This is a genomic window from Legionella sp. PATHC039 (assembly GCF_026191275.1).
Classification (GTDB): Bacteria; Pseudomonadota; Gammaproteobacteria; order Legionellales; family Legionellaceae; genus Legionella; species Legionella pneumophila.
In genome coordinates, this window is sequence record NZ_JAPHOP010000001.1 from 321,297 (window position 1) to 347,301 (window position 26,005).

A 26,005-nucleotide genomic window follows, 5' to 3' on the forward strand; every position below is an offset into this window, starting at 1 on the left:
AACAGTGATGGATTTAAGTCTCTTGAAAAAAATAAATGATTTTGAATGGCAAATACCGCAACATGGAAAGATGTTGGTGCCAGGAGTTATTTTCGCTTCAGAACAGCTGATTCTTGATATGGATATGAAAGTTTACGAACAATTATCTAATGTTGCTACTTTGCCTGGAATTGTTTCTGCTGCTTATGCCATGCCTGATGCGCATTGGGGATATGGTTTTCCGATTGGCGGTGTCGCTGCTTTTGATCCGGATGATGGAGGTGTTATTTCAGCAGGTGGTGTGGGTTTTGATATTTCATGCGGAGTGAGGCTCCTATCGACCGGATTGAAGCGAGATGAACTGGAGTCTGTCAAAGTTAGCCTTGCAGACGCTTTATTTACACATATTCCAGCTGGAGTAGGTAGTCGAAGCGGCATTCATTTAACTATCAAACAGCTCGATGATATGATGCGAGGGGGCGCACAGTGGGCAGTAAAACAAGGCTATGGTGAAGCTGCTGATTTAGAGCGTATCGAGGATCGCGGTTGTGTGGAAGGAGCTATCCCTGATTTTGTCTCTGAGCAAGCTAAAAAGCGCCAGAAAAATGAAATGGGTACCTTGGGTTCAGGTAATCATTATCTGGAAGTGCAGGAAGTCAGGCAAATCTACTGTTCCGATACAGCAACAGCTTTAAATTTGCATGAAGGGGATATTGTAGTGAGTATCCATTGTGGTTCCAGAGGATTAGGGCATCAAATTGGTACAGATTACCTCCGTTCCATGGTTATTGAATCACAACATTATGGTATCAGGCTGGCGGATAGGGAATTGGCTTGTGCTCCTATTCATTCAAAGCTAGGGGAAAATTACCTGGGCGCTATGAGAGCAGGAATTAATTGTGCTTTAGCCAACAGAGAAATTATCACTCATTTTATGCGCAATGTGTTTCAGGATATTTTACCCCGCACTCAGATTGATCTTATCTATGATGTTTCTCACAATACTTGTAAAGAAGAATTGCATGAGGTAGATGGCAAGAAAAAGCGCTTATTTGTTCATCGAAAAGGAGCAACTCGTGCCTTGGGTCCAGGTCATCCACAATTACCTAAATCCGTTTTTAATATAGGTCAACCTGTGATTATTGGAGGGAGTATGGGAACAGGCTCCTATGTATTAGCAGGAGTCAAAGGTTCTGAGCATAAATCTTTTAGCTCGGCATGTCATGGAGCAGGTCGCGCTATGAGTCGTCATCAGGCGATGAAGAAATGGAACGGGAAAGACATAGTAGATAAATTGGCTCAACAAGGGATTTTAATTCGTAGCGGATCATACCGTGGGGTTGCTGAGGAAGCTCCAGGAGCTTATAAAGATGTTCATTCTATTGTTGATGCCGCTGAAATGTCGGGTTTGGCAAAAAAAGTTGCTAAATTGATTCCCATCATTTGTGTCAAAGGTTAACAATCCATTGTTTATTGAGGTGAATGGAGTAGCTTATAATTGTAAGGAATCTGTAAATAAAATAAACTAAGAGCAATTTTCGATAAATTTTTAGACTAAAATTAGCTCAATAAGTACGAGGAGATATCCAGAATGAGCGCAAAACAAAAAGATCTTGAGAGATTACTTGAATTAAAGAAAAAACAGGAAGACTTGCAAGTTTTGAATGAGAAAGATATACAAGAAAGAATAAAGCTTGAGAGAAAATATATGGATTTTTTGCAGATGACCAGCCAGCAAATGGAAGAAGAATTAAAGAAAAGAGGTCCTGTAAAAGAAGTTGATGTGAAGGGTAAAGATATTAACCCTATTATTGAAGACTACAAAAAGCTTTATAGTAAGGAAAGTTGGTATAAAGAACCCGAAACGAAAGACGGAAAAACTCATTTGACTTTCCCGTCTCAGGAAGCAGCAGGCAACTTCTTTAAAGATCAGGCTGAAAAAAACAGATCTTTTATTGTTATTGATGGGGCAACCAATAAAGTGCTAGCTTACTCTAATGGTGATGGAAAACTATACAATGGGAATGGTAGTGTTTACCAAGGTGGTGACTTCAAAGCGTCAAAAGAAGATTTCACCAGCTTTAAAATGCCTGAAAGAGAAGATCCTAAAATGGGGATGCAACTTTAATCTGCTTTGGTTTAAATCGAATTCGATGCAGATAATCTTTTTATGATTATTCATTCTCGTTCTCTTCGAAAAAACATTACTGTCCAATTTGGACAGTAAGTGTTAAATAATGTATCATCTCGTCTGAAAAAAACATAAACGTTATCAAATATTAGACTTCTGGCATAAGCTGATTATTTTGTTTTAGGGCAAGGCGCAAACATTTTGAGGGGCGGGATTTATATGCGGTAAATGAGAGCACCACAGAAGTGTTTGCAACGCAGCAATAAAATGAAAGAGACAGGCTATGCAAGAAGCCTATTCCCAATTTTGGAAGCAAACCCTAACTTCTTGGGTATCGCTTGCTTACTTATAAGAGAAAAAAACATGTTAACTATTACCAGAGAAAAATTTGAGGAAATTAAAAAACAGCTAAAAGAGAAACAATTAGTTTGCAATCAAATTGCGCAATGGAAAAAAACTCCGCTGTGGTTGAGAGAAATCACTCATCAGCCAGAGATCCCCCCCAATTTTTTAAACGAATTAAGCCAGATTCGGGATGCTATTGTATCCTTTGAGATTGATAAGAATACCTTAGGTTTGGCAGTGTTTTATAATGAGCTTTATAAGCTTTTAGCTCCATCGTACAATGTATTAACACCACTCGATACAGATCTTATGAATAGTCATGTGCTATTGCTCCGGAGAATTAGCAACTACTCAGGCGAGGTAGACAAGCATATAAAAAGTTTATATGCAGATGAAGTAAAGCATCTGGATTACACTGAGTTTTGGTCACTGCTTAATGAGATATGTTCTATTCAAGAGGTGGACAGGCGCAAACATGCAAAGGAAAAATTTTCCCAAAATATATTTTTACGTTTGTACCAGCACAATCCGAAAATTTACCTGGATGTTGCTAAAAGTTTGGAAGAACCCGATGAGCAAAGCAATACTCTGGATTTTTAAAAGATTAGTTGGAGTAAGGTATTGGGATAGCCTTGCTCTGATTGACAGGTTTATTGTCTTGTACCCCATTGATTATTTTGGTTATTTTACCTGAAACAAAATATAACAAGGCAGCACAGAGTAAAGACCAAAGCCCCAATTGCTTAAATGCCGTTAGAAAATCCTGATTTGTAATTAGGGGGTCTACAGATTCTGATTGCACCATGGCATTGGAGAAATATTGGGAAAAAGAGGCTGCGACACCTGTAACCAGCATCCAGGTGCCCATTAAAATCCCTTGTAGTTTTGGGGGAGCTATTCTTCCAATTAACGCATAGCCAACAGGACCAAGAAGCAACTCAGACATTCCTTGCAAGATATGATGGCCTATGATCCAGTATACGCTGATGTACCCATAGGAGTTTGAACAAATAATTCCAAAGATAAGGCATAAAAAGGACAGGGCTAAAAACACGAAGGAACAGGAAAATTGCACTGGAACAGAGACATGAAAACCTTTTGCTTTTAATTTGTTAATGAGCATGGCCATTATTGGTGCTCCTAAAATAATGACAACTGGATTAATATTTTTTATCCATTGAGTAGCCAGTTCAAAGCTGAAAAGATGCTTATCCACATTATTTTTGACAAAAAGAGTCACACCCATTGGGCCAGTTAGATAAATCATCCAAAATAAAACCGAACTGATTGCTAAAATTAAATATGCCATCATTTTTTTCCTGTCGGAGGAGGATTTTTGTTTTAGCCCCAGGATAAAGATGATAATAAACATGAATAAACAGGTAATTATTACCAATCCATTACAAAAGTTTGCAAACTCAAAACATAGACGCATAAAAGGAATAAGGAGTGTAATCAATGCTATTGCCAGAATATTTTTTATGAAATACCAGTGTCGTTTGGTGAGATTGGGTAATGGTAAATTTTTATCGCCAAGGTAGGCCCAGTTTTTGATAATAATCAATAAAGCAATGGAATTAGTCAGGATGCTTGCATAGAACAAATATTGATACTGGTTGGAGTAATCAAAAAAACCGCAGGCTATATAACCTAAGCAATAACCGACATTCATGCCGGCATAACTGAGAAAAAATGCACTTTCCCTGCGATCATCCTGTGGTATGAAACATTGAGTAAGCATGCTGTTGCTGGAAGTAACATTTAAACCCGAACCTACCATAAACAAACTTAAGCCTATGTTAAGTGAGGACGGATTTGCTTGCGCTAAAAAGAATAAACCCATATTTTGAATAAGAATAGTTGTAACAAATAGTAGTCTGTTACTTATAAAACGGCTTCCGATGACGCCGCCAATTAGTTGAAAAATATAGCTAAAACTTAAAAACAGGCCCACTATGCTATTGGCTGATAAATTGGAAATTCCAAGTTGTTTGGTAATAAAAAGTGCGAGCGAAGAATATTGAACAGCGTATGAAAAAGTCGAAAATGCCTGAATTAAGCAGAGCGCAGCAACTCCATGAGGCATTTCCCGAATTATTTTAATCATCAAACATTTTGGCTGATTTTATGAGAATAGACTTTACCATCAATAATCATTTGTCTTCAAGAATGTAACATACTGAATTAACCATAGTAGATAATTTAGGCTGTAACAGGATCTCTTGACCTCTTTGCTGGGCTTGATTTGCAAAAGCAACAGACTCTGTTGCAGGTTAACAATTCATTAGGTTTTTTGCAGAATTTGCTACAATTAAAATTCAGGAAGAAGCCAATTAAAGGAGATAAAGGTGAAATCTATTGCGAATAAGGAAAATGAGGTGGCAATAATTCATAAGCTCCTTGAAGAGTATGCCAATGCAGCTCGCGATAAAGACATTGATAAAATCATGTCCTACTATGCACCAGATATTCGTTCTTTTGATGCAGTTTCTCAGCTTCAGTTTAAGGGAGCTGATGATTATAGAACACATTGGCAAACCTGTCTTTCATTCTGTCCGGGAGCTTCAGTATTTGAAGTACATGAGTTGGAAACTTTAGTTGATAATAATCTGGCGGTTTCCTATTATTTGACATATTGTGGTGGAACGAACGAAAAAGGTGAAATGCAAGGAGGGTGGATGCGAGGTACAATGGTACACTGCAAAATGAATGGAAAATGGAAAATCATGCATGAGCATTATTCTGTTCCCTTTGATATGAAAACAGGAAATACCTTATTTGATTTAAAACCATAAGATATAATTCTATTCAGTCACTACGTAGTTAACATAGTATAGGGTTTATTGATATGAGTCTCAGGATATTGTCTTTAAACGATGTAAAGCATAGCATCACCATGAATCAGGCAATCAGTGCTTTGGAAAGCGCATTTATTCAATTGGCAAATAGCACGGTGAAGTTGCCCTTGAGAACGGGTGTTACCATTGAAGAAGAAAACGGATTAATGTTGACTATGCCGGGTTATCTTGCCCAGGAAAAAAGCTTAGGCTTAAAAGTAGTATCCATTTTTCCTGAAAATTTGGCTAGAAATAAACCTACTATCACTGGTTTTATTATGTTGCTCGACGCAACGACAGGTGAAGCTAAAGTATTAATGGATGCTGCTTACCTCACCTCCTTAAGAACGGGCGCTGTTTCAGGGCTGGCGACACAATATTTTGCACGCGATAATGCGACTCAGGTCGCGATCATTGGGTCAGGTGCTCAAGCGAAAACACAACTTGAGGCAGTTGCTTCTGTGCGGGATATACAACAGGTTTTTGTTTGGTCGCGCAATATTAAAAATGCCGAAAAATTTGCTAAAGAATTCGAAGATCAATTTGATATAACAATTTGTTCTTCTGTCGCCATGGCAGTGAAAGATCCTGATATTATTTGTACAGCAACCAACAGTACAGAACCATTGATTCATTTTGGAGACATTTCGCCACATGTCCATATTAATGCCATAGGTTCTCATCATCCTTCAATGAAGGAAATTAGCCATGATGTGTTAAGCCGGGCAGTGGTGATTGCAGATCAGTTAGACGCTGTTTTAGCTGAATCAGGCGAAATCATTAGTGCAGTTGAGCACAATCATTTAAAAAAGGAATCCATTATTGAAATCGGCCAATGGTTATTACAAAAGAATACTGACTACAAAGATAAGCTCACGGTGTTTAAATCCGTTGGTTTGGCAATACAGGATTTAAGTGTTGCCAATGCTGTTTATCAAAATGCATTGAAGAAAAATCTGGGTGAGTTGTTTTCTATAAGTTAGTAAGGGTAAAACTGATGAGAGTGAGCATAAATGAGTCATCCTATAAAAAAGAAAATACTTTTTTCAGTTTTATATTCCTTACGTCATCTGATTGCTTTACTGGTTATGTTAGTTGGTATTTATTTGATTAATATAGTAACAGTACTATTGTATATTCCTTCTGATTATTCAACGCTTTCACTTTTGTCTTTGTTCCGCGTCTTGTGGTTGTCCAATGAATTTTTTTTACGCTTTATATTAGTTGTTAATTTTATTATTAAACCCCTTTTTCTCTATTTCGGAATTTTATTTTGGTTTTATTACCTGAATGAAAAATATCATTGATTCATGAATGCGAACTATAAGCAGCAAGCCCGCATCAATTCCTGATAAAAGCTTTAGGTATCAGAAATGTTGCGCAGTTGAAAAGACTAATTATTGAAAATTATTAATATCATGATATCACTCATCAAAAAATTGAACTTCTCCTGTCTCAAGCTGATATAAACCACCTACAATCGCAATGTTTTTTTCATTAAGCAATTGATGCACGATCTCACTGCGTTGGGTAATTTCATTCATGGTATGTTTTACATTCAGACTCGTAACGCAACTCAAAAATTCTGGGCTATGAACATCGTGTTTTGCATCCAGCTTTTTTGCTTCCTGAATCACTGGGTTAATTTTATTCAGTAGGTTCGTCAGGTTGCCCAATTTTACACCATCACAGGCTCCTTTAATTGCCCCACACTGAGTATGGCCGACAACTGCAATCAGCTTGACACCTACTACCTGACATGCAAATTCAATGCTGCCCAGGATATCATCATTTAAAATATTACCTGCAACGCGAATACTGAAAATATCGCCAAGGCCTTGGTCAAAAATCAGCTCTGCTGGAGTGCGTGAATCCATACAACTTAAAATAACAGCAAATGGAAATTGCCCTTGAGATGTTTCATTGACTTGCTGGAGCAAGTTGCGATTTAACTTAAGGTTACTAACGAAACGCTTATTGCCTTCTTTTAAGAGCTCAATAGCTTTCTCTGGACTAATTGCTTGTTGTTGTTCTTTGGTTAAAGTCCACATGATTTAAATTCCTATTAATTTAACTTGAATATTTTTAGTTTTTGAATTCAAAATGAAATTTTGAAAGACTTCTTTAATATCATGATCAATAATTTTGGATCGAGATCCATCAATAATTACCTCTGCACCTTCTGGTATATTCTTTAATTCGTTGATTATACTTCCTTTATTTAAAAAAGTTACCTCTTCCGCTAGTTTCAGACAGTATTGGGTTTTGTTTTTGCCACGGATTTTAATAATATCATGTGAATTAAGAAAGTGGTGGCGCAAGATAATAAAAATAGCTACTGAAAAGCCTAAAGTAATCCCGAAAAGCAAATCACTAAAAATAATTCCAACAATTGTAATAAGAAATGGCACAAACTGTTCCCATCCCATTTTATACATTTGTTTGAATAAAGCCGGTTTGGCTAACTTATAGCCTATAACAATCAAAATACTGGCTAATGATGCAAGTGGAATCTCATTGAGTATTTCTGGTATGCTGATGACACAAATAAAAAGTAATAAGCCATGTAAAATGGCGGACAGCTTGGATTTTGCTCCAAAAGCGACATTGGCACTACTACGCACAATAACCTGTGTAATGGGTAGTCCGCCAATCAAGCAAGAGAGTATATTTCCTACCCCCTGAGCTTTTAATTCACGGTCTGTAGATGTTACTCTCTTGTAGGGATCCAGTTTATCAACAGCTTCTACGCAGAGCAGTGTTTCCAAACTGGCGATTAGGGCAATGAGGATTGCTATTTTGTATATTTTCAAATGAGTAATTAGCGAAAAATCAGGCAGTGTTAAATAATTAAATAATTCGGATGCCTTGTTAAATTTCGGCAGTTGAACCAGTTCTGATAGATCAAGGGAAAAACTTGTTAGTCGGTGTTCATAAAACAAGTTCAAAGCAATTCCCAGGATGACCACGACAAGGGGGCCTTGTATCATTTCAAACAGTTTGTGTTTTTTTACCAGCACTTTCTCCCAAAAAATCAGGGTTAAAAGAGAAACAATGCTGATAATAACAACCTCAGGATTAATATCATCCAATGCTTCTCTGATGTCATTAATATCCAATTCACCATCAGACATGCTCAATAGAAGTGGAGTGACGTCGTGCCCTAACAAGTGAGGAATTTGTTTTAAAACAATGATGATACCGATTCCCGTGAGCATGCCTTTGATTACCGAGGAGGGAAAATAGTAAGCAATAATTCCACCTCGCAGAAAACCTGCAATTAATTGCAATATTCCAGCAATCACCCCAGCTAACAAAAAAGCTTCCCAGCTGCCTAATGTCTCTACAGAGGTAATGACTATTGCTACAAGTCCTGCTGCTGGCCCGCTCACTCCAAGCGCTGAGCCGCTGATAAACCCTACGACTACTCCACCAATAACACCAGCAATAATTCCTGAAAAAAGAGGAACATGAGAAGCCAATGCTATGCCCAGACATAAAGGTAAAGCCACAAAAAAAACAACAATGGATGCTGGTAAGTCATGTTTGAGATGGACAAATAAACCACGCTTCATAATGGCCTCATATTCAGTTGTTTGCTTGAGCCTCTGTAATACTAATGTGCTTTCTAAATTGAAAGTATAGTTTATCTGGTATTTTTATTGTAAAAAGTTATTAAAGAGAACAGGTGCAGAAGTATTCTGTCTATTTTATCTCAAATCTGTGCCGGATTTTCCATATCACCCGGCACATTTTTTAATTGGAAATTTTTTTCTTGCTTTCTTGATCAGAAATACTCTTAATTGGAATGATGCGTGGTTTCGCTTCTTCCGGTATTTCACGAATCAAGTTGATAGACAATAGCCCATTTTTTATTTCGGCACCTGTTACCTTCATGTGATCTGCAAGTCGAAAGGTCTGTTCAAAGGCTCTCGTCACAATGCCTCGGTGTAAGTATTCAGACTCCTTGGTTTCTTTTTCCTGAATGCGACCGCTAACTCTTAGCTGGTCATTTTGCACCATGATGTTCAGATCACTCTCCTGAAATCCTGGAACAGCCATTGTGATCATGTAATTGTCTTCTCCATGTTTCTCAATGTCATAGGCCGGATAGGCATAGGTTGAATCATCGGCATTTCGCATCGATTCAAACAAATCATTGAATCGTTCAAAACCAACGGAATGCCTTAGTAACGGGGTTAGTGATAATGAGGTAGTGTTCATAATTTATCTCCTTAACTTTGAGGCCAAGATTAATATTACCCGAGCGCCTTAGTGGCTGCTCCACGTCTCACAATTGAGGTGTAAAACCCTATTTAGTTGTAAATTTAAATAGGGTCGATTGATACAATTTCAAGTAGCAAAATAACAGATTTTTATAGTCTAAAAAGAACACACATGCTGAATAGCAATTCTTTCCATGGGTCGAAATTAGAATACTAAAGTATTTGAAAAATTCATGAGTTACCACCACACTATTAAACAGTAGAATAAATTAAATTATCCGATAAATTTGCACGTTCATAGGGAATTTGTAGATACAGAATAAGGAATCTTTTTATGTCAAAACATCTGTTCTATGGTGTATTTCTTATTTTATTGAGTATGAAAGCCTACTCTCAGGATGCTGTTAGCAGAGATGTTGCAAAGCGAACCGAATCCTTTGAAAAAAAGGGTATTGTCTATCACAATGTTATTGATTGTGATTATAAAATCTCACCTGAAATTTCTCATATTGATTCGGATATCATTTTAAATTGGGCTGAATATGCGGCTATTCTGTCTTTTAATTTCAATTTTGCGTCTATTGAGGACCAATTAAATCAATTGCACTCTTGCTATACTGAAAAAGGGTGGGGGCAAATGAAAAATGCTTTACATAAATCAAATAATATAGAAACCATTAAAGCAGAAAAATTAAAAGTAAAGGGCTATAAAGATGGGGAGGCTCAAATAATAGAGGCTTTGGATAATCGATGGAAAATTATATTGCCCTTAAAAGTTGTTTATGAGAATGATAAAAAAAGAGTGACACATTTTCTTAATGCCTATCTGACCATAGGCTGGAAAAATAAAGATAGTTTGGGGATTATGCAAATGATTACGATTCCTCGTCTGGCGCCACTAGCTCAGAAGGTGACGCCAGCTGATGAGGTAATTAAAAATATGGGCATAATACTGGCTGAGAGAAAAAAGGCCAGTTTAGATAATGCGAGAAAAATAACAGATTCTTTTTTTGTACCTTTATTTTCAAATCATGGAGAACGTTCTAAAAGAAATCTTGCTTTGAGTAACAGGGTTGCGCAAAGAGTGGCAATTATTCAACCAATGCCAAACTTAAATCCCACTCATAATCTTGTGGGAAGGCAATCATTTGATACGCCTGAATCTGCAAAAACTCCATATCTTGCTTTATCCCAACAGAGATCCCTTGTTAACGATTCTGATTTAAAAAAGAGCGATATGAGTTATTTTGATAATAAAAGTCGAAAAATCTATCCAAACTGGTTAAGCCAGATCCGTTTACATTCTTCTAAATTATCACTGAATTCATTGATTACTCGAATTAATCCCTTGCCTTTATGGCGTGCTTTTTCTCAATATCAACTCTCTATAAGAGATAAATCAGATAATATCGAGGCAATCAATAAGCAAAAGCCGATTTTAAGTGCTCACATAGAAGGAGAGCCCCAGTTTATAGAAGTTAAAGAAAATCAATGGGATATTAAATTACCTATAAAAGTTGTTTATCAAAAAGACGATGAGAAAATAACTCAACGCCTTGATGTTAATTTGGCTTTAGATCAAAAGATGATAAATCACTTGACGGTAAAGAATAAGAGCCTTGATTCTAACAGGGTGCTACAATCTTTAAAATCGATACTGGCCTCTTCTTCTCTTCAGCTATCACCTCAATTGTTTCTCGACTCTCAAAACATTCAACTTAAACAACCTGAGCAACTAAAGCCAAAAGGAACGGTTTCTTGTCGCTATAAAATCCCTGAAGAAACTATAAAAACAGATAAAAATATTATTTTACAATGGGCTGAACACGCCGCAACGCAATCTTTTGTTTTTGATTTTACTTCTATTGAGTCGCAGCTAAATAAATTACAATCATGTTATACAGAAAATGGATGGATTGAGTTTAATTCTGCCATGATGAAATCGGGGAATATCGAGGCAATTAAAATGCAAAAACTCACTATGACTAGTGAAATCAATGGGATAGCAGAGTTCATTGAAACAAGAGAGAACCATTGGGTTATAGCATTACCCTTAAAAGTAACTTATAAAAACGATACCACGCGAGTTTCCCAATCACTGAATGTCCAATTAACTGTAGGTAAGAAAACCAATGGTGAGTTGGGGGTTATCCAATTGATTGCTACTCTGGATCCTGCTTCTTCTCCACCCTAGATTTCTTTCAAATGGGGTGTGACCTCACAATAATGTATAAGAATAATTCTGAGTGCCTCTTTATGTGATAAAATTTAAATCACAAAGAAATTTATTTATTCAATTTGTTTTGTTATAATACTTTATCAAATTATCCCATTTGAATAGAAATAAGGCGAACACTATGCAAGATTTTGATGGCTTAGCAGCAGCACCCAAGATAGTCATTACAGAATATTTATCAACCCGTGACTTAGTAAACCTGGCTCAGATATCAAAAGCGTATTCAAAATTATTTGCACCTATGATTGATGTTCGTAAATTATTGCATCATGCGACGCGCGGGGAACATGACAAGGTTGAGGCGATGTTAAAGAAAGATATGAGTTTAATGTTTAAAAGGGGTAATGTAACGGATTGCTCTGGGCGAACCTTTGATAACATAAGTGCCTTTGAATACGCACTTTGGGCCTTGGATAAAAATATGTGGGCAGTAATGATTGGGTGCATACCAAGTAATGAAGAAGGCAGAAAAGTATTCGAAAAATTGAGTGCTCAATACAATAAAGTCAACACCGACGGAGTCACTTATAGGCTCAATGGGAAAACAATCACTGAAAATCATTTTGATTTCAAAAATACGATTATTAAAGAGCTGCAAACACAACTAGATTCGCGAAATGCCCCAGGGGATAACAATTGGGATGCCATTGATAAGCAGTGGCGAGAAGGTGTTGGTGGTGCACAAAAGCTGCTACCTATGCATATTGTTTATGAATACTGCTCTAATGAGCCTTTTTATCCTGTGCCTATGTTTACCTCACAGCCCAAATCATCGAAAAAAATCTACAATTTGACTACTGAGCAGGATGAAGATTGGTTTAATGTTGATTCTAAGTTAGGTATTGAGTTTGCTGTACATAAGGGCTGTTTTGAGTACGCGTCTGGGTGGCAGGTGACGGGGTGTGCGGATGCGGGTGTGTGGCGGTACTGCTTGCCGCGGGTCGTTGCTGAATACGATTTAAATGTCATGAAGGCATTATGTAAAGTAAGAACATACGATTTTATCGATCTCAGATCGCAACTTGAAGAACAGATGAAACTGGATAATCATCACCAAGTTGTTCCGATATGACTTATTTAGCAGCACAACGATGAAAAATCTTAGCGGCCTACGCCGCTAGATGCAAATCCTTGCATGAGTCCAAAAACTATAAAACAAGTCCTGGTATAACCAGTGTGCTGCTGTTCTCACCCACCACAGATGAATATAAATATTTTTATGAAGCTCATAATTTCTAATACTATGGCTATAATGAAAACATATCGATGTAATATAAAAACCATAGAAAAGGCATGGTAGAAATTAATGACTTCAATCAGTGAATGGTGGATGTGGTTAGGCTTTTTAGCATTTGTGCTCATTATGCTGTTTGTTGATTTGTTTGTGTTTGGGGGGAGAAAAGCTCACCGTGTTTCCACGAAAGAAGCTTTATCCTGGAGCATATTGTGGTTCACTTTAGCTATTATTTTCAATTTTCTTCTATGGTGGTATCTTATTCAGAATTTCACTCTCTCTGTAGCGAATGAAAAAGCCCTTGAATTTTTTACGGGTTATCTGATAGAGAAGTCTTTATCATTTGATAATATTTTTGTTTTTCTTATTCTCTTTGACTACTTTGCAATACCGGCAAAATACCAACATCGGGTTCTAATCTATGGTGTGATTGGGGCTATCGTTATGCGCCTGATTCTTATTTTATTGGGAATATGGATAGTGAATCAATTTCATTGGATTCTATATATTTTTGGATTATTCCTGATGATAACAGGAGTCAAGATGTTCATTTTTGCTGATAAGAAACCAGAGCTTGCAAAAAACCCCATACTACAATGGATGCGAAACCATTTGCGAATTACCGAGGAATTACATGGTGAACAATTTTTTCTCAAGAGAAATCAACTTGTCTATGTAACCCCTCTTTTTATGGTGCTTATTCTTATTGAAGTGAGTGATCTGATTTTTGCCGTGGATAGCATTCCAGCGATTTTTGCTATAACCAATGATCCTTTTATTGTATTTACTTCTAATATATTCGCAATATTGGGATTACGCGCTTTATATTTTCTGCTTGTGAATATGCACAAACGATTTTATTTTCTCAAATACGGACTCGCCTTTATTTTAGTATTTGTGGGTTTTAAGATGCTTATCGCACCTTGGTTCAAGATACCGATTTTCATTGCTTTAGGTATTGTTATGGCAACTCTGGTTTTTTGTATTCTATTCAGTGTTTGGCATAGAAAAAATGAAATAAACTGATGAGGTTGCATTTCGGTGTTTCAACGCATCCTTTATGTTTTAAACCTTTATGTTTTAAACTTGAACAATCCTGAGGTTTTGCCATAATTAAATAGTCAGGGCTTACGAAAAAAACAAGGTCAAGGCAAAAAATTTTTTAATGAAGGAGCTTAGATAAGCTAAGTGACCGAATTAAAAACATTTTTTAACAAAGAAATTGGGGTTTTCCGTAAGTCCAGACAGTACGATTCCAAGGAGGTGAATCATGAACGCTTTAAGGATGGCAGGGGTGTTTTTCCTCTTTCTTTTTAGTCTTTTATCAATCAATGCCTATGCCGCACCAAATACGGGTGCAACGAATGCAGAAATGAAAGATGTGTGTCAGTTGGCAGGAGGAACTTTTACCTCAACAATTGAAGGCAATTGGGCTTGCTGCTGGGATAACTGGGGGTGTTATGGATGTGTTCAGGGAGTTTGTAAGATGAAATGTCATACCCAGCGTTGTCGTAGAGCCAATGGCCAATCTGCTGTATTGCAGCCAGGTGAGGTCAAGATAAAAGGCAAATTTGGAACGGATATTGTGGTACCCAAAGTTTCAACTCAGCCTTCATCATCAAACCCTAAACAAATAAAAAATAATAATACTACGGTTAACCAGGCTCAGTAAAATCAGGAAGCAATGGAGGAATCCTCCATTGCTTGAATTAATTCAGCAATATTACAATTATTATTCTCTACAAAAGTTGTAATAAACTGGCTAAGACCGCTTCCAATTTTATTTTTACATTCTATTGTTAATGGCGCATTAATGGAAAGTTGATATTCACCATCCTGATTTTTGGAGAAATAAATCCAAAGCGTTCGATTTCCTATCGGCCTATCCATACATCCAAAATGATTAGGATAGCTGTAATCAAGATTAGCAAAACTCATATCAGGGCGTTCTTTGGTAAAAAAGCTGGGGGTTACGCTAACGAGAACTCTTAATCTTTCTGGTTTTTGCAATGACATATCCAATTTAAATAGTTGATTAAGTCGTTGTTTCATTGAAATGTTTTTTTTGAAGGATACCAGGCGACTTAAATATTTCAGGTAATAGTCAATGATAATCGAATGGAGCTTACTTTCTTTAAAGTGTTTCAGCATAAACATTTTATTTAACGCCAAAGTCAAATATTGACCAAAGGATAAGCTCGAACCTTTTAAGCCACTGTCTTTGATGAGATGGGAACATTTTTGATAGGGAGCTGTTTTTAAGAGTTGCTCTTCAATTGAATGAATACAATCAATAAATTGGCTATTCTCATTTAAGGTAAGATTTATCCTTTTATATTCCGAGAACAAACCCAGGGTTGATTTATATTCCCCACCTTCTCTACCACTGTGAATTAAAATGATCGGTATTTTATTTTGGCGGCTTAGTTTGTAGAAAACAATTTGGCATGCGGCAATCAATCCAGTACTGACATTGATATTTTGGGTTTTATGCCAATTTATAAATTGTTCGGCGTGTTGAGGGTCAATAGGGTAATGAAATAAGTGCTTTGTTTGTTTTGAGGTATCGGATAAATGATACCTATTGTCGAAACTCAGCATTTTAAAGCCTTTATTATAGCTTTGCCAAAAATCAATTTTATTTTTCAGGTTTTTTTGATAGTGATTATTATTTTGTTTCACATAATTAAAATAAGAGCCTTTTTCTGGGGTGGATACTAATTCTTTCCCAAGAGTTAGTTTTTCATAATTGTTTTTAAATTGGCAAAAAACCATTTCGCATGATGCGTCATCGACAATAATATGGGGTATTACGATGTGTAATTCATGTAAGTCATTATTAATCTTATACAAATACACTCTAATCAAGGGTTGTTTGGTGAGTGGAATAGCGCGCAATATATTGTTTTGGAATTCGTGATTCAGCGCCTTAGTCTCATGATTCAGAGAAATATCCTGGTAAATTAATTCAAATTGTCCAACTTTATGCAATTTTTGGGTTGGTTTATCCTTATTAAAATGGATCCAGAAGACACTATTTTGATTCACAACAAATTCAAAAGCCCGTTGGACATAATTTTTATTGATTCGGCCGTGTAATTGTATTTGTGTACCGATATTAAAGTGGTAATCCAATTTGTTAAGCACCCAGAATACATATTGAAAATCACATAATGCAATTTCTCTTTCTGACGGATTTTCAGTAGGATGGTAGTCAGAGTGATTATAAAAAACATGGTCTAATTCATCAGAAATATGTCTGGCGATTTTATTAATGGTAGGAGTATTAATAAAATATTCAATCGGTAAGCTTAGAGTTTGGCATTGTAATTTGTCATAAATGCGATTTCTTATATCCATTGACATCAGTGAATCGAGACCCATTGAAAACAAATCGTGGTGGTTCGAAATGTGTTCGCTGTCATCCAAAGCCAGGACATCCGCTGCAATTTCTCGTAATGCTTGTGACAATATTGAGATGCTTTCTTCTTTGGAATGTTGTCGAAGTGCATTCAAAAAAGACTGATCAGGTAGTGGTTTCGCCTTAACCAGCGCGGATAATTCCGTTTGTTTCGGTGTATGTTTGCAGTAAACATCCCAATTCATAGGACAAGGAGAAATTTGAGGCAATTGACTAGGCAAGAGCACATCAAGAATATCAATGTTGTCTTTATCTAATGGTAAAAAACCATAATGCTGTAGAGTATGAGTCAAATTGGCTGCCATTCCTGTGGTATGGAAAGGTCCCCAGTTGATGGAAATTGCTGGTAAGCACTGTTGGCGCCTTAAATGAGCTAAACCATCTAAAAATCCATTAGCTGCGACATAGTTTGCCTGACCTCTGGCACCTAATAAGGAAGCGGATGAAGAAAACATGACGAACCATTCTAATGGAATATTTTGGGTTAATTGATGTAAAATTAAAGCGCCATCCATCTTCGCACTGATTACTTTTTGCATTGCTTCATCATTCAAATTGACGATGAGCCCATCTTGTATCAAACCTGCCAAATGAAATACGCCTTTCAATCGGTTGGGGCTCTGCTGTATTTCTCCAATCACTTGCTCCATTTTCTGATAATTTCCGGCATCAACCATGTAATGTTTGATATCAATCTGATTTTGTTTGGCCTTATCTATTAATGCCTTAATGTCATCCTGATAGTGGGTGCGGCTGGTAATGGCAATGTGCCTGGCACCGCGCCTCATCAGGTATTCCATCAAGGGTTTGGCTAATCCCCCAGTCCCGCCTGTAATAAGATAAGTGGCATTGCCATCAATTAATCTCCCCGGGGCGGAGTTACTGACCAATTGCTTTTTCTTTAGCCTGGGTAAGTAAAGAGATTCTCTGACTGCTATTTGAGTGTCATGGGTGCCTGTATTCAATAAATACATTAACGCAGTAGCCAAGCGACTCCTGGAGTCTAAATCAATGGCATAATTTTTATTGGGCTCATATTCATTTCTAAAGCTTTTCCAAAAAGAACAGGCCATTGTGTGGTAAGGATTAACCTGATCATGGTCTTGAATGGCATAAGCATGTTCCGTAACCAGTATAAAGCGCTTGGGACGCAATTGAAATAAGATCTGGCAGCAATGAAAAAGATCATGAAACTGTCCTTGTTCATAAAAGAATATTATGTTCCTGTTCTCGATATTTGTGCAGTCATCGATCCTTTCGACCAGCTGATAATTAAGGCCATCCAATATTTCTTTAGCTTTGCCAGGATTTTTTGTAATGGCCAAGAGGTCAGGGATTTTTTGTTGGGGTATGGTTTTCAAAGGGACGGGGCTCCATTCCGTGTAATAAAGGTGGTTTAAAGCAGTGTCATAGGAAACAAAATGGCTTCGTGTTACCCTTCGCAATTTAAGGCCTGCAATTTGAGCAATTAATAAACCAGATTGCTCATATAAATTCATGTTAACGCAAAGATCGCTCGCATCTTCAGTATTTTGTTTAGTTAAATGCACCCATAGGCTTCGTGGCGCTTCCTGAAATACAGTCATGCGGAGGAAGGCATAGGGTATGTAGGTAACATTCTCGGTGTTAAAATTTTTATTCTCGTCATTTTTAATACTTAATAACAAGATACTTTGCATGGCACCATCAAGCAGAACAGGATGATAATAATAGTCCTGGCCCTGGCTTGCCTTGGTCAATGTGACTTTAGCCAGAACACTGTTCGCCCGAACATAGCCCTCTTGCAGGACATGAAATTCATCGCCGTAAAATAATGAACTTTTCTGAAATTGCTCATATATGTCCGACAGCTCTACTTTATCGCCAAAGGATGATTTAAGCACGTCAATATGGATAGATTCCCGGGCTGCTGTCGGCTTGGCATGAATTTCCATTTCACAGAAAGTTTGCCAGTCGTTCTCTTGTTTCGCGAAAAGATTGATTTTGTATTGTCCATCCATTTTAGGTTTGACTTGTAATTGAAACTCCTGATCTTGTTTAGGATGTAGAGGACGTTCGATATTGAATTTTTCAATTTGAAAAGCGCTGGATTGAAATATGGATTTTGCTGCTGCTAAACCCGATTCAATATAGGCTGTTGCTGGAAAAATCACTTTTTCAAAAACACTGTGTTGTTTGATATAAGCCAAATTCTCCAAATCCAGTTTCTGATGAAACAGATATTCATTTCCTGGCATGGCAAGCATTTGCCCTAAAAGAGGGTGTTGCTCACCTTTATGAGTGGCCATGCTATCGTTGTTTTTTTTATCCAGCCAATACTCGCTGCGGTCAAAGGTATAATTAGGCAGCAGAACTTTTGTAAATTCTCCTTTAAGGGATTGATAATAGGATTTCCAATCAACCGGTTTTCCTTGCAGATAATCCATTAACAGGGAATTAAGCGCTCTGTCGTTTTGTAAGTCCAGTGTAATATTTTCATGATAAGACAAGGCAAATTGCCCTGCACCCAGCATACGACTCGCTTCAACCGCATTCTCAGCGGTTAAAGCCAAACGGTAATGATAATGTTCTCGACAAGTCGCTGCGGTAAAGCATATGTCACCAAAATGATGTTCAGTCGTCTCTAAATACTGTTGGTATCGCTGAGTTAAATTATCTAAAGCCGTTTTGGAATGGGCTGAAATAACCAGCAAGTGTTTTTGAGAGGGTTTTGATGTTTTGGGTTTTTCTTCTTTAGGAAACTCCGCAAGGATAACATGTGCATTCGTGCCGCTAAAACCAAACGCATTGACCGCTGCGTAATTGAGTTTTGTATTCGTATTCCAATTGGTTTTTTCTAAAGCAAGTTGAGTACCATCCAGTTTGATGTTGGGATTTAATTTATTAAAATTCAAATTCTTATAAATGGTTTTCCTTTGCAGGCTGATAACGGTTTTTATAACGCCAGCTACGCCTGATGCGCTTTCAAGATGTCCAATATTGGTTTTAACGGTACCCAGGTATAAGGGATTCTCTTTGTTGCGTTGATGACCGTAGACTTTGTTGATTGCATCCACTTCAATGGGATCCCCTAACGGAGTTCCTGTGCCATGAGCCTCAATATAACTGATGTCAGTTCTCGACAATTCAGTCTGGCCAAGCGCTTTTTTCATGACTTCTTCCTGGCTTTTACCATTAGGCACGGTTAATCCAGCCGTTTTACCATCGTTATTTACGGCTGAGCCTTTAATAACGGCGAGGATGTGATCGTTATCCCGCAAGGCATCAGAGAGTCTTTTAAGCAATATTACGCCACAACCTTCGCCTCTGACGTATCCATCAGCCTTTTCATCAAAGGTTTTGCATTGGCCATCAGGTGATAAAGCTTTTGCTTTGCACAAAGTTACATTAGATTCCGGCATAAGTAGTATATTCACACCACCCGCAAGAGCATAATCAATTTCCTTGTTTTTTAAACTTTGGCAGGCGTAATGGATTGCGACCAACGAAGAAGAGCATGCCGTGTCAACACTGATTGATGGGCCTTTAAAATCAAAAGTGTAGGCTACTCGGCCTGGGATTAGATTGAGCACATTACCCGTGATGGAGTAAGCGCTGAGTTCTTCATTTGAAAACCCTGATTTTTCCAGTTGCGCATAATATTCATTGGGACCTACGCCCGCAAATACGCCTGTTAAGCTGCCACGCAAAGATTCCGAAGGGTAGTTGGCATTTTCCAATACTTTGTAGCAACACTCAAGAAATACTCTTTGCTGAGGTTCCATCAATTTTGCTTCTCGGGGACTAATACCAAAAAATGCAGCGTCAAAATATTTAATATTTTCGATTAATCCCAGTTTAGTGACGTAGGATTTACCAGGCACTTCCATATCGGGATCGTAATATTGGCTATTATCCCAGCGGTCATTTGGAATGTCTTTGATACCGCTTAATCCCTCTTCCAACAGTTTTTCAAAGGCAGCGATATCTGGCGCATTAGGTAATAAACAACTCATGCCTATAATCGCTATACCGTCATCAATCGACTTGGGAGCTGATTTTGGACTTTGTATCTTGACCAAGTTCTTATCAAGTTCTGATTCAATGTATTTGGCCAGCTTACTGATGGATGGATAATTAAAACCAATGGTCACGGTAACTTTAAGGAATGGTTCCAGCTTTTTCTTTAGTTCACTGGCCAATTCAGTAATCATGAGCGAGTCAAAACCCAACTCGAAAAAACCTTCGTCTTCATTTAAGTCTTCATTTTCTGTCAGTTCAAGGATTCCTGTGCAAATATCAGATACCATTGCTTTACAGGCTTTCAATCGCTCCTCTTCACTAATTTCCAGATATTGATTAAGCCATGGAGACAGATTTTTTGCCGGGCTTTGATGATGTTGTTGTGGTATTTTTTCAAGCTCCTCATCAAGTTGTCCATAAAACCCAGGTAGGGGCTTGGGTACAAAATCCAGCATAAATTTGAGGTATTCTGGAGATATGATAGTGGCGTGTTTGAATTCGTCGTTGATGAGGCATTTAATGATTACATGACCTTGTGCATTACTGATTAACGCTTGTTTTAGTCCTTCATCACGCGAGCGTTTTTGAGCCATTCCTACTTCACCCCAAGGCCCCCATTGAACAGCGGTGCCAGGTAACCCCATACGTTGGCGCTCCGCGATCAAGGCATCGAGGAAACTGTTCGTTCCACTATAAACGGATTCTTTGTTGCTTCCAAATACGGAGGAAACTGAAGAATAGACAACAAAGAAATCCAGGTTGCAATCCAGACTTAGTTCATGTAAATACCATCCACCTTTTACTTTAGCTGAAAATAAATAATCAACATCTTCATCCTGATGTTCAAGCACAGGCGCTTTAATCGCAGCACCAGCGGCATGGATGATGCCTTTTAACTGACCATTGGCATTAAGCTCTGATAATAAATTTTTTAAACTTTCCCTATCAGTAATATCTAAACTGACAACTCGGATGTTGGCGCCAGGGTAATGGGATTTAATTTTATAAATGGCTTCCTTGATCCTTGGTTTGTCGATATTTCTTGAGGTGAGAATTAATTCTCTTGCTCCAGAGGAAAGTAAGGATTGGGCAGTTACCAATCCCAAACCACCGCAGCCGCCAGTAATAAGATAGCGTCCTTTCACTCCATGCAATAATCGCCGCCTATCTTCCAGCGGAGTCTTTTTTAAACGGGAAGCCAGCCTTTCCCCACCACGGTAAGCTACTATGTGTTCATAGCGGCTTCCATGGTTATAATTGATTTCTTCTATCACTTGTGTCGGGTATTTGTCCTCTTCGATTTTATCCATATCGATGAGAATGGTTTTGAATTGTGGCAGCTCTAAAGTGAGAGTCTTGCAGAAACCAATAAGAGGGCTATTGCTTATATTGATGGGGTGTTTGTCATTCGCCAGTTCAGCAATTCCATTGCTGGTAAGAATGAGCAATTGCAAATCAATTGACTGGTTATCAAATTCTTTAATTAAGTTCAGCAGCTTTTTTAAGGTTTTCTTTTGAAAATCAATATTAGCTTCTATGTCAGGTGGTGCCTGATGCAAACTTTCGGCAAAAATGATGCCTTCCAGTTTGTCTCTAGAATACTCTTCATCTTCGTAGATAATTTCCAGGCTTTGAGCTTTGAAACCATCAGCCAGATGTCTGGGGCCAATTAAAAGCCATCTATTTCCTCTCAGCTTTCGATTGCTTTTATCACATGGTTCATTTTGCCACTGGATTTGAAAACACCAGTCCTTGGGTAGAGGCGCATCTTTCAACTTGTTTTTGTCACCAAACCAATGTTCTATACGTTCAAATTCGTATAAGGGTAATTTTACTTTTGCAAAATGATGGCCAAGGGAGCGATAAAATTCAGACCAGTTGATGGGGAATCCATCCAGGTAGGCTGTTTGCAATTCTGCAAGTGTGCCCGGTTGTTGAGTCCATTCTTTTTCTTTGGTGATATGGCAAATAGTGTATCCATTGTTTTTTATTATATTGGCCGCTTGGGCTGCATTTTGCGCTTTAATTGCTACACGATACATAAAATGACTACGACAAGTTGCTGCTGTGTAGCAGATATCGGCAAATTCTTCCCGGGTATTGGATAAATAGTTTTGGTAACTGGCCAGTAATAACTCCAGAGAGGTTTTACTTTTTGCTGATAAAACGAGCAGAGATTCTTCGGGAAGGGCGCGTGTTTCTTTTTTGTCTTCAGGAGCTTCCTGTATTATTGCATGGGCATTAGCCCCGCTAAAACCAAAAGAACTAACCCCGGCACACCTTAAGCCTTGTTTCTTGGCCCAATCGGTTTTATCAAGAGGGATTACTGTATTAATTAATTGAATGGCAGGATTAAGCTTTTTAAAGTTCAGATGCTTAAATATTGTTTTGGTTTTTAGGCTTAAAACGGTTTTGATAACACTGGCTACACCGGATGCGCTTTCCGAGTGCCCAATATTGGTTTTTACTGAACTGATATAAAGCGGGTTTTCTTTGTTGTGATGCTCACTAAAAATCTTGGTCAGCGTATTCACTTCGATAGGATCAGCTAATGGTGTGCCAGTCCCATGGGCTTCGACAAAATCAATATCACCAGGTGACAGGTTCGCTTTTGTCAATGCGCTTAGGATAACTTCTTCCTGCGCAGCACCATTAGGTACAGTGAAACCACCACTTTTACCATCGCTATTGATGGAGGTGCCTTTGATTACTGCCAGAATATTATCGTTGTCTTTAACGGCATCACTTAAACGTTTTAAAACCACCACACCACACCCTTCACTGCGACCATAGCCATCAGCGTCTTCACTGAAGGTTTTGCAGCGGCTGTCAGGTGAGAGCATTCTGGCTTTTGAAAGAGTAATGTTAGAGTCAGGGCTAAGGATGACGTTCACACCGCCAGCAAGAGCCATATTACAGTCACCGGATTGTAGACTCAGGCAGGCATTATGTATGGCCGTCATGGAGGATGAGCATGCGGTATCTATTGCTTGTATTGGACCATGAAAGTCAAAGGAATAGGCTACACGGCCGGCCAGCGCATTTAAAACATTCCCCGTCGCAAAATAAATATTCAAATCTTCTAAGGTAACGCCTTGATAAGCTAAAACTCGGGGATATTCATTAGTCCCTACTCCGACAAAAACTCCTGTATTAGTGTCTTTGACTGCATCAAGAGAAAGATTAGCATCTTCAAGTGCGTGATAACTGGTTTCCATAAAAACACGCAATTGAGGTGACATGAGCTTAGCCTCACGCGGGCTGATATTGAAAAACTCCGCGTCAAAATGGTTGACATGATCAATGAAGCCCAGTTGCTTGATGTACAGTTTTCCTAATGCATCAACATCCGAGTCATAGAATTTTTCGTTATCCCAGCGCTCTAAGGGGATATCGATCATGCCGCTTTCGCCTTTTTCCAGCAAAGACAGGAATTCATCCACATTGGCTGCTTTGGGGAAACGACAACTCATACCGATAATGGCGATAGGTTCAACATTGAGTACATTAATAGATGGTTGTCGGTAAACGACAGGCGGCATGATCATTTTTTGTAAATGTCTTGCCAGCTTATCTACGGTTAGGTAGCGTAAAGACAAGAGAGAAGGCACTTGATATTGAGGGGAAAGCATATCCTGAAGAATTTGATCCAGGGATTCCAATAAGGGTGTAGTTAGACCAAGGGTTTCCAAATCCTGATGTGGATCTATATTGTCTTTCTTTAAAAGATCTTTGATTTGAGAGGTGAGCTCTGCTTTGATGGTTTCAACTTGTTGTTCTATTGGTTGTTGATATAAAGAATCCAACCAATGATAATTCTTGACCTGTTTTCTGACTTCATGCCAGTAGGGTTTTCTGTCAAAACAGTAGAGCGGTAAATCCACTTTATTATAAACGGTATTTTTGTTATCAGTGCTGATATTAATGCCGGATAAATAAGCTTCGTAAATGGCTTTGGCATCATTCAATACCGTTCTAGGGTTGTTTTGTAGAACTACCTTTCTTATTTCATAGTCTTTCGATTCCATTTTTTTAATGAGTTCTTTTTTATCGTTTACAATGATGGCGCAGCGAAATTTGTAATGGTCTCGACAATTGATCAAGGTATGGCATATGTCGCTCAAGTTGGAAGAGGAGTTTTTCAAATAATGCTCGTAACGTGACATCAATCGTTTCAATGAGAGTTCACTATTGGCAGAAGCAACAAAACATTTTGGTTCATTGTCGTCTTGTTTTGACTCGCGTGATTCCAGCTCAGGCGCTTCTTCCAAAATGACACTTACATTCGTGCCTGTAAAGCTGAAATTAGATACCTGGATATATCTTTTTTTATTTTTGAGTTTGGGAAAAGGAATTGCTTCAACGGGTAGAAGCGCAGGGATACTTTCAGGATCAATCAAGTTGTTCGGGTTTGAATAATGTAAATTGGGGGGAATCGCTTCATTTTGCAAAGAGCAAAGTACTTTAATTAAAGAAGCAAGGCCTGATGATGAAATAGTATGGCCTATATTACTTTTCAGTGCTCCTACTATCAGGGGTTTTTCAAGTGAGTGGTAACCCTGGTGAATGCTTTGGATCGCATTAAATTCGACGGGATCACCTACTGTTGTGCCTGTTCCGTGGGTTTCAATGTAATCAATGTCACCTGCAGTTAAATGGGCATGTTCCAAAGCAGCTTGGTGCATGGCAATTTGGGCATTAGTACTAGGGGCTGCGAGGCCTGTTCCATCGCCATTTTGATTAATAACCATGCTTTTGATGAGTGCATAGATTTTGTTATTGTCTCGTATGGCGTCACTTAAGCGTTTAACAATAACTGCTGCGCAACCTTCGCTACGGACAAAGCCGTCTGCTTTACTGTCAAAGCTGCTGCATTGACCTGTTGCTGACAGCATGTTGGCTTTGGTTAATCCAATAAAACTTTCAGGGCAGAGACTCAAATGGACGCCTCCGACAATTGCTATATCGCATTGCTGGTTTCTCAATGCAGTGGCCGCTAGATAGAGTGCAGTGAAGGAAGAAGAGCATGCTGTATCAACAGCCATGCTCGGTCCTTTTAAATTCAAAAAATGGCAGAGCCTGCCAGCGGCAGCACTGTTCGCTATTCCAATGGGCGTATAGGCATTAAATTTGATATGGTCTTTATAGTTCAGTTGGCTGTATTCGTGTGTGGAAATGCCACAATAAACTCCTGTGTTAGAGTCTTTTAAAGAGTCTAGTGGGATATTGGCATCGTTCAAAGCTCGAATAGCCACTTCGAGAAAAAGGCGTTGTTGAGGATCTATTTGCTTTGCTTCGGCTGAAGATATTTTAAAATAAGCAGCATCAAATAAATGGGTATTGTCTAAAAAACCGCCTTTTTTGCTAATAATTTTATCTGCTTTTTTTCTATCAGCACTATAGTATTCTTCAATATTCCAGCGATTTTCAGGCACATCTTTGATGGGAGTTTGACCTTTAATCAGCATGTCATAAAAGACAGCAACATCTTCTATATCAGAATCAATCCCAGGAAATTGACAGTTCATCCCAATGATGGCTATGGGTTCATTCAAAAGGTCTTTGGATGTGTTTTTCATAGTTACGTTTACCAC

14 protein-coding genes are annotated in these 26,005 nt (G+C 38.2%); 9 read left to right on the plus strand and 5 right to left on the minus strand.

Annotated elements, in window-relative coordinates; all coding sequences use genetic code 11:
- The first annotated feature begins 7 nt into the window (after window positions 1-7).
- The 3 genes from OQI99_RS01495 (at window position 8) to OQI99_RS01505 (ending at window position 3,055) form a co-directional block, all read left to right on the plus strand.
- Complete coding sequence (locus tag OQI99_RS01495; protein WP_265731171.1) at window positions 8-1,438, plus strand: RtcB family protein; 1,431 nt, start codon at window positions 8-10, stop codon at window positions 1,436-1,438.
- Between the two features lie 132 nt (window positions 1,439-1,570).
- Window positions 1,571-2,107, plus strand: coding sequence for a type IV secretion protein Dot (locus OQI99_RS01500; RefSeq protein ID WP_265731172.1), 537 nt, complete (start codon window positions 1,571-1,573; stop codon window positions 2,105-2,107).
- A 366-nt stretch (window positions 2,108-2,473) separates the two neighbouring features.
- Window positions 2,474-3,055, plus strand: coding sequence for a hypothetical protein (locus OQI99_RS01505; protein WP_265731173.1), 582 nt, complete (start codon window positions 2,474-2,476; stop codon window positions 3,053-3,055).
- A gap of 4 nt (window positions 3,056-3,059) precedes the next feature.
- Here OQI99_RS01505 and OQI99_RS01510 read toward each other — a convergent pair whose 3' ends face one another.
- The gene (locus OQI99_RS01510) at window positions 3,060-4,562 is read right to left on the minus strand and encodes a peptide MFS transporter (protein ID WP_265731174.1); all 1,503 of its coding nucleotides are present in this window, start codon (window positions 4,560-4,562) and stop codon (window positions 3,060-3,062) included.
- Window positions 4,563-4,803: 241 nt separating this feature from the next.
- On the opposite strand from OQI99_RS01510, the gene OQI99_RS01515 reads away from it, so the two are divergent.
- Complete coding sequence (locus OQI99_RS01515) at window positions 4,804-5,250, plus strand: YybH family protein (RefSeq protein WP_061512758.1); 447 nt, start codon at window positions 4,804-4,806, stop codon at window positions 5,248-5,250.
- A gap of 53 nt (window positions 5,251-5,303) precedes the next feature.
- Window positions 5,304-6,275, plus strand: coding sequence for an ornithine cyclodeaminase family protein (locus OQI99_RS01520; protein ID WP_265731175.1), 972 nt, complete (start codon window positions 5,304-5,306; stop codon window positions 6,273-6,275).
- 441 nt (window positions 6,276-6,716) lie between these two features.
- Here the strand turns inward: OQI99_RS01520 and OQI99_RS01525 are convergent, their stop codons facing one another.
- The 3 genes from OQI99_RS01525 to OQI99_RS01535 all read right to left on the minus strand — a co-directional run bounded on the left by OQI99_RS01525 (window position 6,717) and on the right by OQI99_RS01535 (window position 9,516).
- Window positions 6,717-7,343, minus strand: a complete 627-nt coding sequence (locus OQI99_RS01525) for a carbonic anhydrase family protein (RefSeq protein ID WP_061512761.1) — start codon at window positions 7,341-7,343, stop codon at window positions 6,717-6,719.
- Between the two features lie 3 nt (window positions 7,344-7,346).
- Entirely contained in the window at window positions 7,347-8,867 is a 1,521-nt protein-coding gene (locus OQI99_RS01530; RefSeq protein ID WP_265731176.1) for a SulP family inorganic anion transporter, read from the minus strand.
- Window positions 8,868-9,048: 181 nt separating this feature from the next.
- On the minus strand, window positions 9,049-9,516 hold the full coding sequence (locus OQI99_RS01535) for an Hsp20 family protein (RefSeq protein ID WP_061512763.1): 468 nt from the start codon (window positions 9,514-9,516) through the stop codon (window positions 9,049-9,051).
- A 336-nt stretch (window positions 9,517-9,852) separates the two neighbouring features.
- Between OQI99_RS01535 and OQI99_RS01540 the strand changes: the two genes are divergently transcribed.
- The 4 genes from OQI99_RS01540 to OQI99_RS01555 all read left to right on the plus strand — a co-directional run bounded on the left by OQI99_RS01540 (window position 9,853) and on the right by OQI99_RS01555 (window position 14,660).
- A complete protein-coding gene (locus OQI99_RS01540; RefSeq protein ID WP_265731177.1) occupies window positions 9,853-11,712 on the plus strand; it encodes a DotI/IcmL family type IV secretion protein in 1,860 nt (619 codons plus the stop codon).
- 163 nt (window positions 11,713-11,875) lie between these two features.
- Window positions 11,876-12,826: an F-box protein gene (locus tag OQI99_RS01545; RefSeq protein ID WP_265731178.1), complete on the plus strand. Its 951-nt coding sequence runs from the start codon at window positions 11,876-11,878 to the stop codon at window positions 12,824-12,826.
- A 234-nt stretch (window positions 12,827-13,060) separates the two neighbouring features.
- Window positions 13,061-14,014: a TerC family protein gene (locus OQI99_RS01550; RefSeq protein WP_061512766.1), complete on the plus strand. Its 954-nt coding sequence runs from the start codon at window positions 13,061-13,063 to the stop codon at window positions 14,012-14,014.
- A gap of 244 nt (window positions 14,015-14,258) precedes the next feature.
- The gene (locus OQI99_RS01555; protein ID WP_265731179.1) at window positions 14,259-14,660 is read left to right on the plus strand and encodes an acetyltransferase; all 402 of its coding nucleotides are present in this window, start codon (window positions 14,259-14,261) and stop codon (window positions 14,658-14,660) included.
- A 2-nt stretch (window positions 14,661-14,662) separates the two neighbouring features.
- On the opposite strand, the gene OQI99_RS01560 is transcribed toward OQI99_RS01555, so the two are convergent.
- The gene (locus OQI99_RS01560) at window positions 14,663-26,005 is read right to left on the minus strand and encodes an SDR family NAD(P)-dependent oxidoreductase (RefSeq protein WP_265731180.1); all 11,343 of its coding nucleotides are present in this window, start codon (window positions 26,003-26,005) and stop codon (window positions 14,663-14,665) included.

What these genes read in the sequence shown, in the direction of transcription:
- OQI99_RS01495 (WP_265731171.1), top strand. Translation starts at nt 8, where the DNA reads ATGGATTTAAGTCTCTTGAAAAAAATAAATGATTTTGAATGGCAAATA.
- OQI99_RS01500 (WP_265731172.1), top strand. Translation starts at nt 1,571, where the DNA reads ATGAGCGCAAAACAAAAAGATCTTGAGAGATTACTTGAATTAAAGAAA.
- OQI99_RS01505 (WP_265731173.1), top strand. Translation starts at nt 2,474, where the DNA reads ATGTTAACTATTACCAGAGAAAAATTTGAGGAAATTAAAAAACAGCTA.
- OQI99_RS01510 (WP_265731174.1), bottom strand. Translation starts at nt 4,562, where the DNA reads ATGATTAAAATAATTCGGGAAATGCCTCATGGAGTTGCTGCGCTCTGC.
- OQI99_RS01520 (WP_265731175.1), top strand. Translation starts at nt 5,304, where the DNA reads ATGAGTCTCAGGATATTGTCTTTAAACGATGTAAAGCATAGCATCACC.
- OQI99_RS01525 (WP_061512761.1), bottom strand. Translation starts at nt 7,343, where the DNA reads ATGTGGACTTTAACCAAAGAACAACAACAAGCAATTAGTCCAGAGAAA.
- OQI99_RS01530 (WP_265731176.1), bottom strand. Translation starts at nt 8,867, where the DNA reads ATGAAGCGTGGTTTATTTGTCCATCTCAAACATGACTTACCAGCATCC.
- OQI99_RS01535 (WP_061512763.1), bottom strand. Translation starts at nt 9,516, where the DNA reads ATGAACACTACCTCATTATCACTAACCCCGTTACTAAGGCATTCCGTT.
- OQI99_RS01540 (WP_265731177.1), top strand. Translation starts at nt 9,853, where the DNA reads ATGTCAAAACATCTGTTCTATGGTGTATTTCTTATTTTATTGAGTATG.
- OQI99_RS01545 (WP_265731178.1), top strand. Translation starts at nt 11,876, where the DNA reads ATGCAAGATTTTGATGGCTTAGCAGCAGCACCCAAGATAGTCATTACA.
- OQI99_RS01550 (WP_061512766.1), top strand. Translation starts at nt 13,061, where the DNA reads ATGACTTCAATCAGTGAATGGTGGATGTGGTTAGGCTTTTTAGCATTT.
- OQI99_RS01555 (WP_265731179.1), top strand. Translation starts at nt 14,259, where the DNA reads ATGAACGCTTTAAGGATGGCAGGGGTGTTTTTCCTCTTTCTTTTTAGT.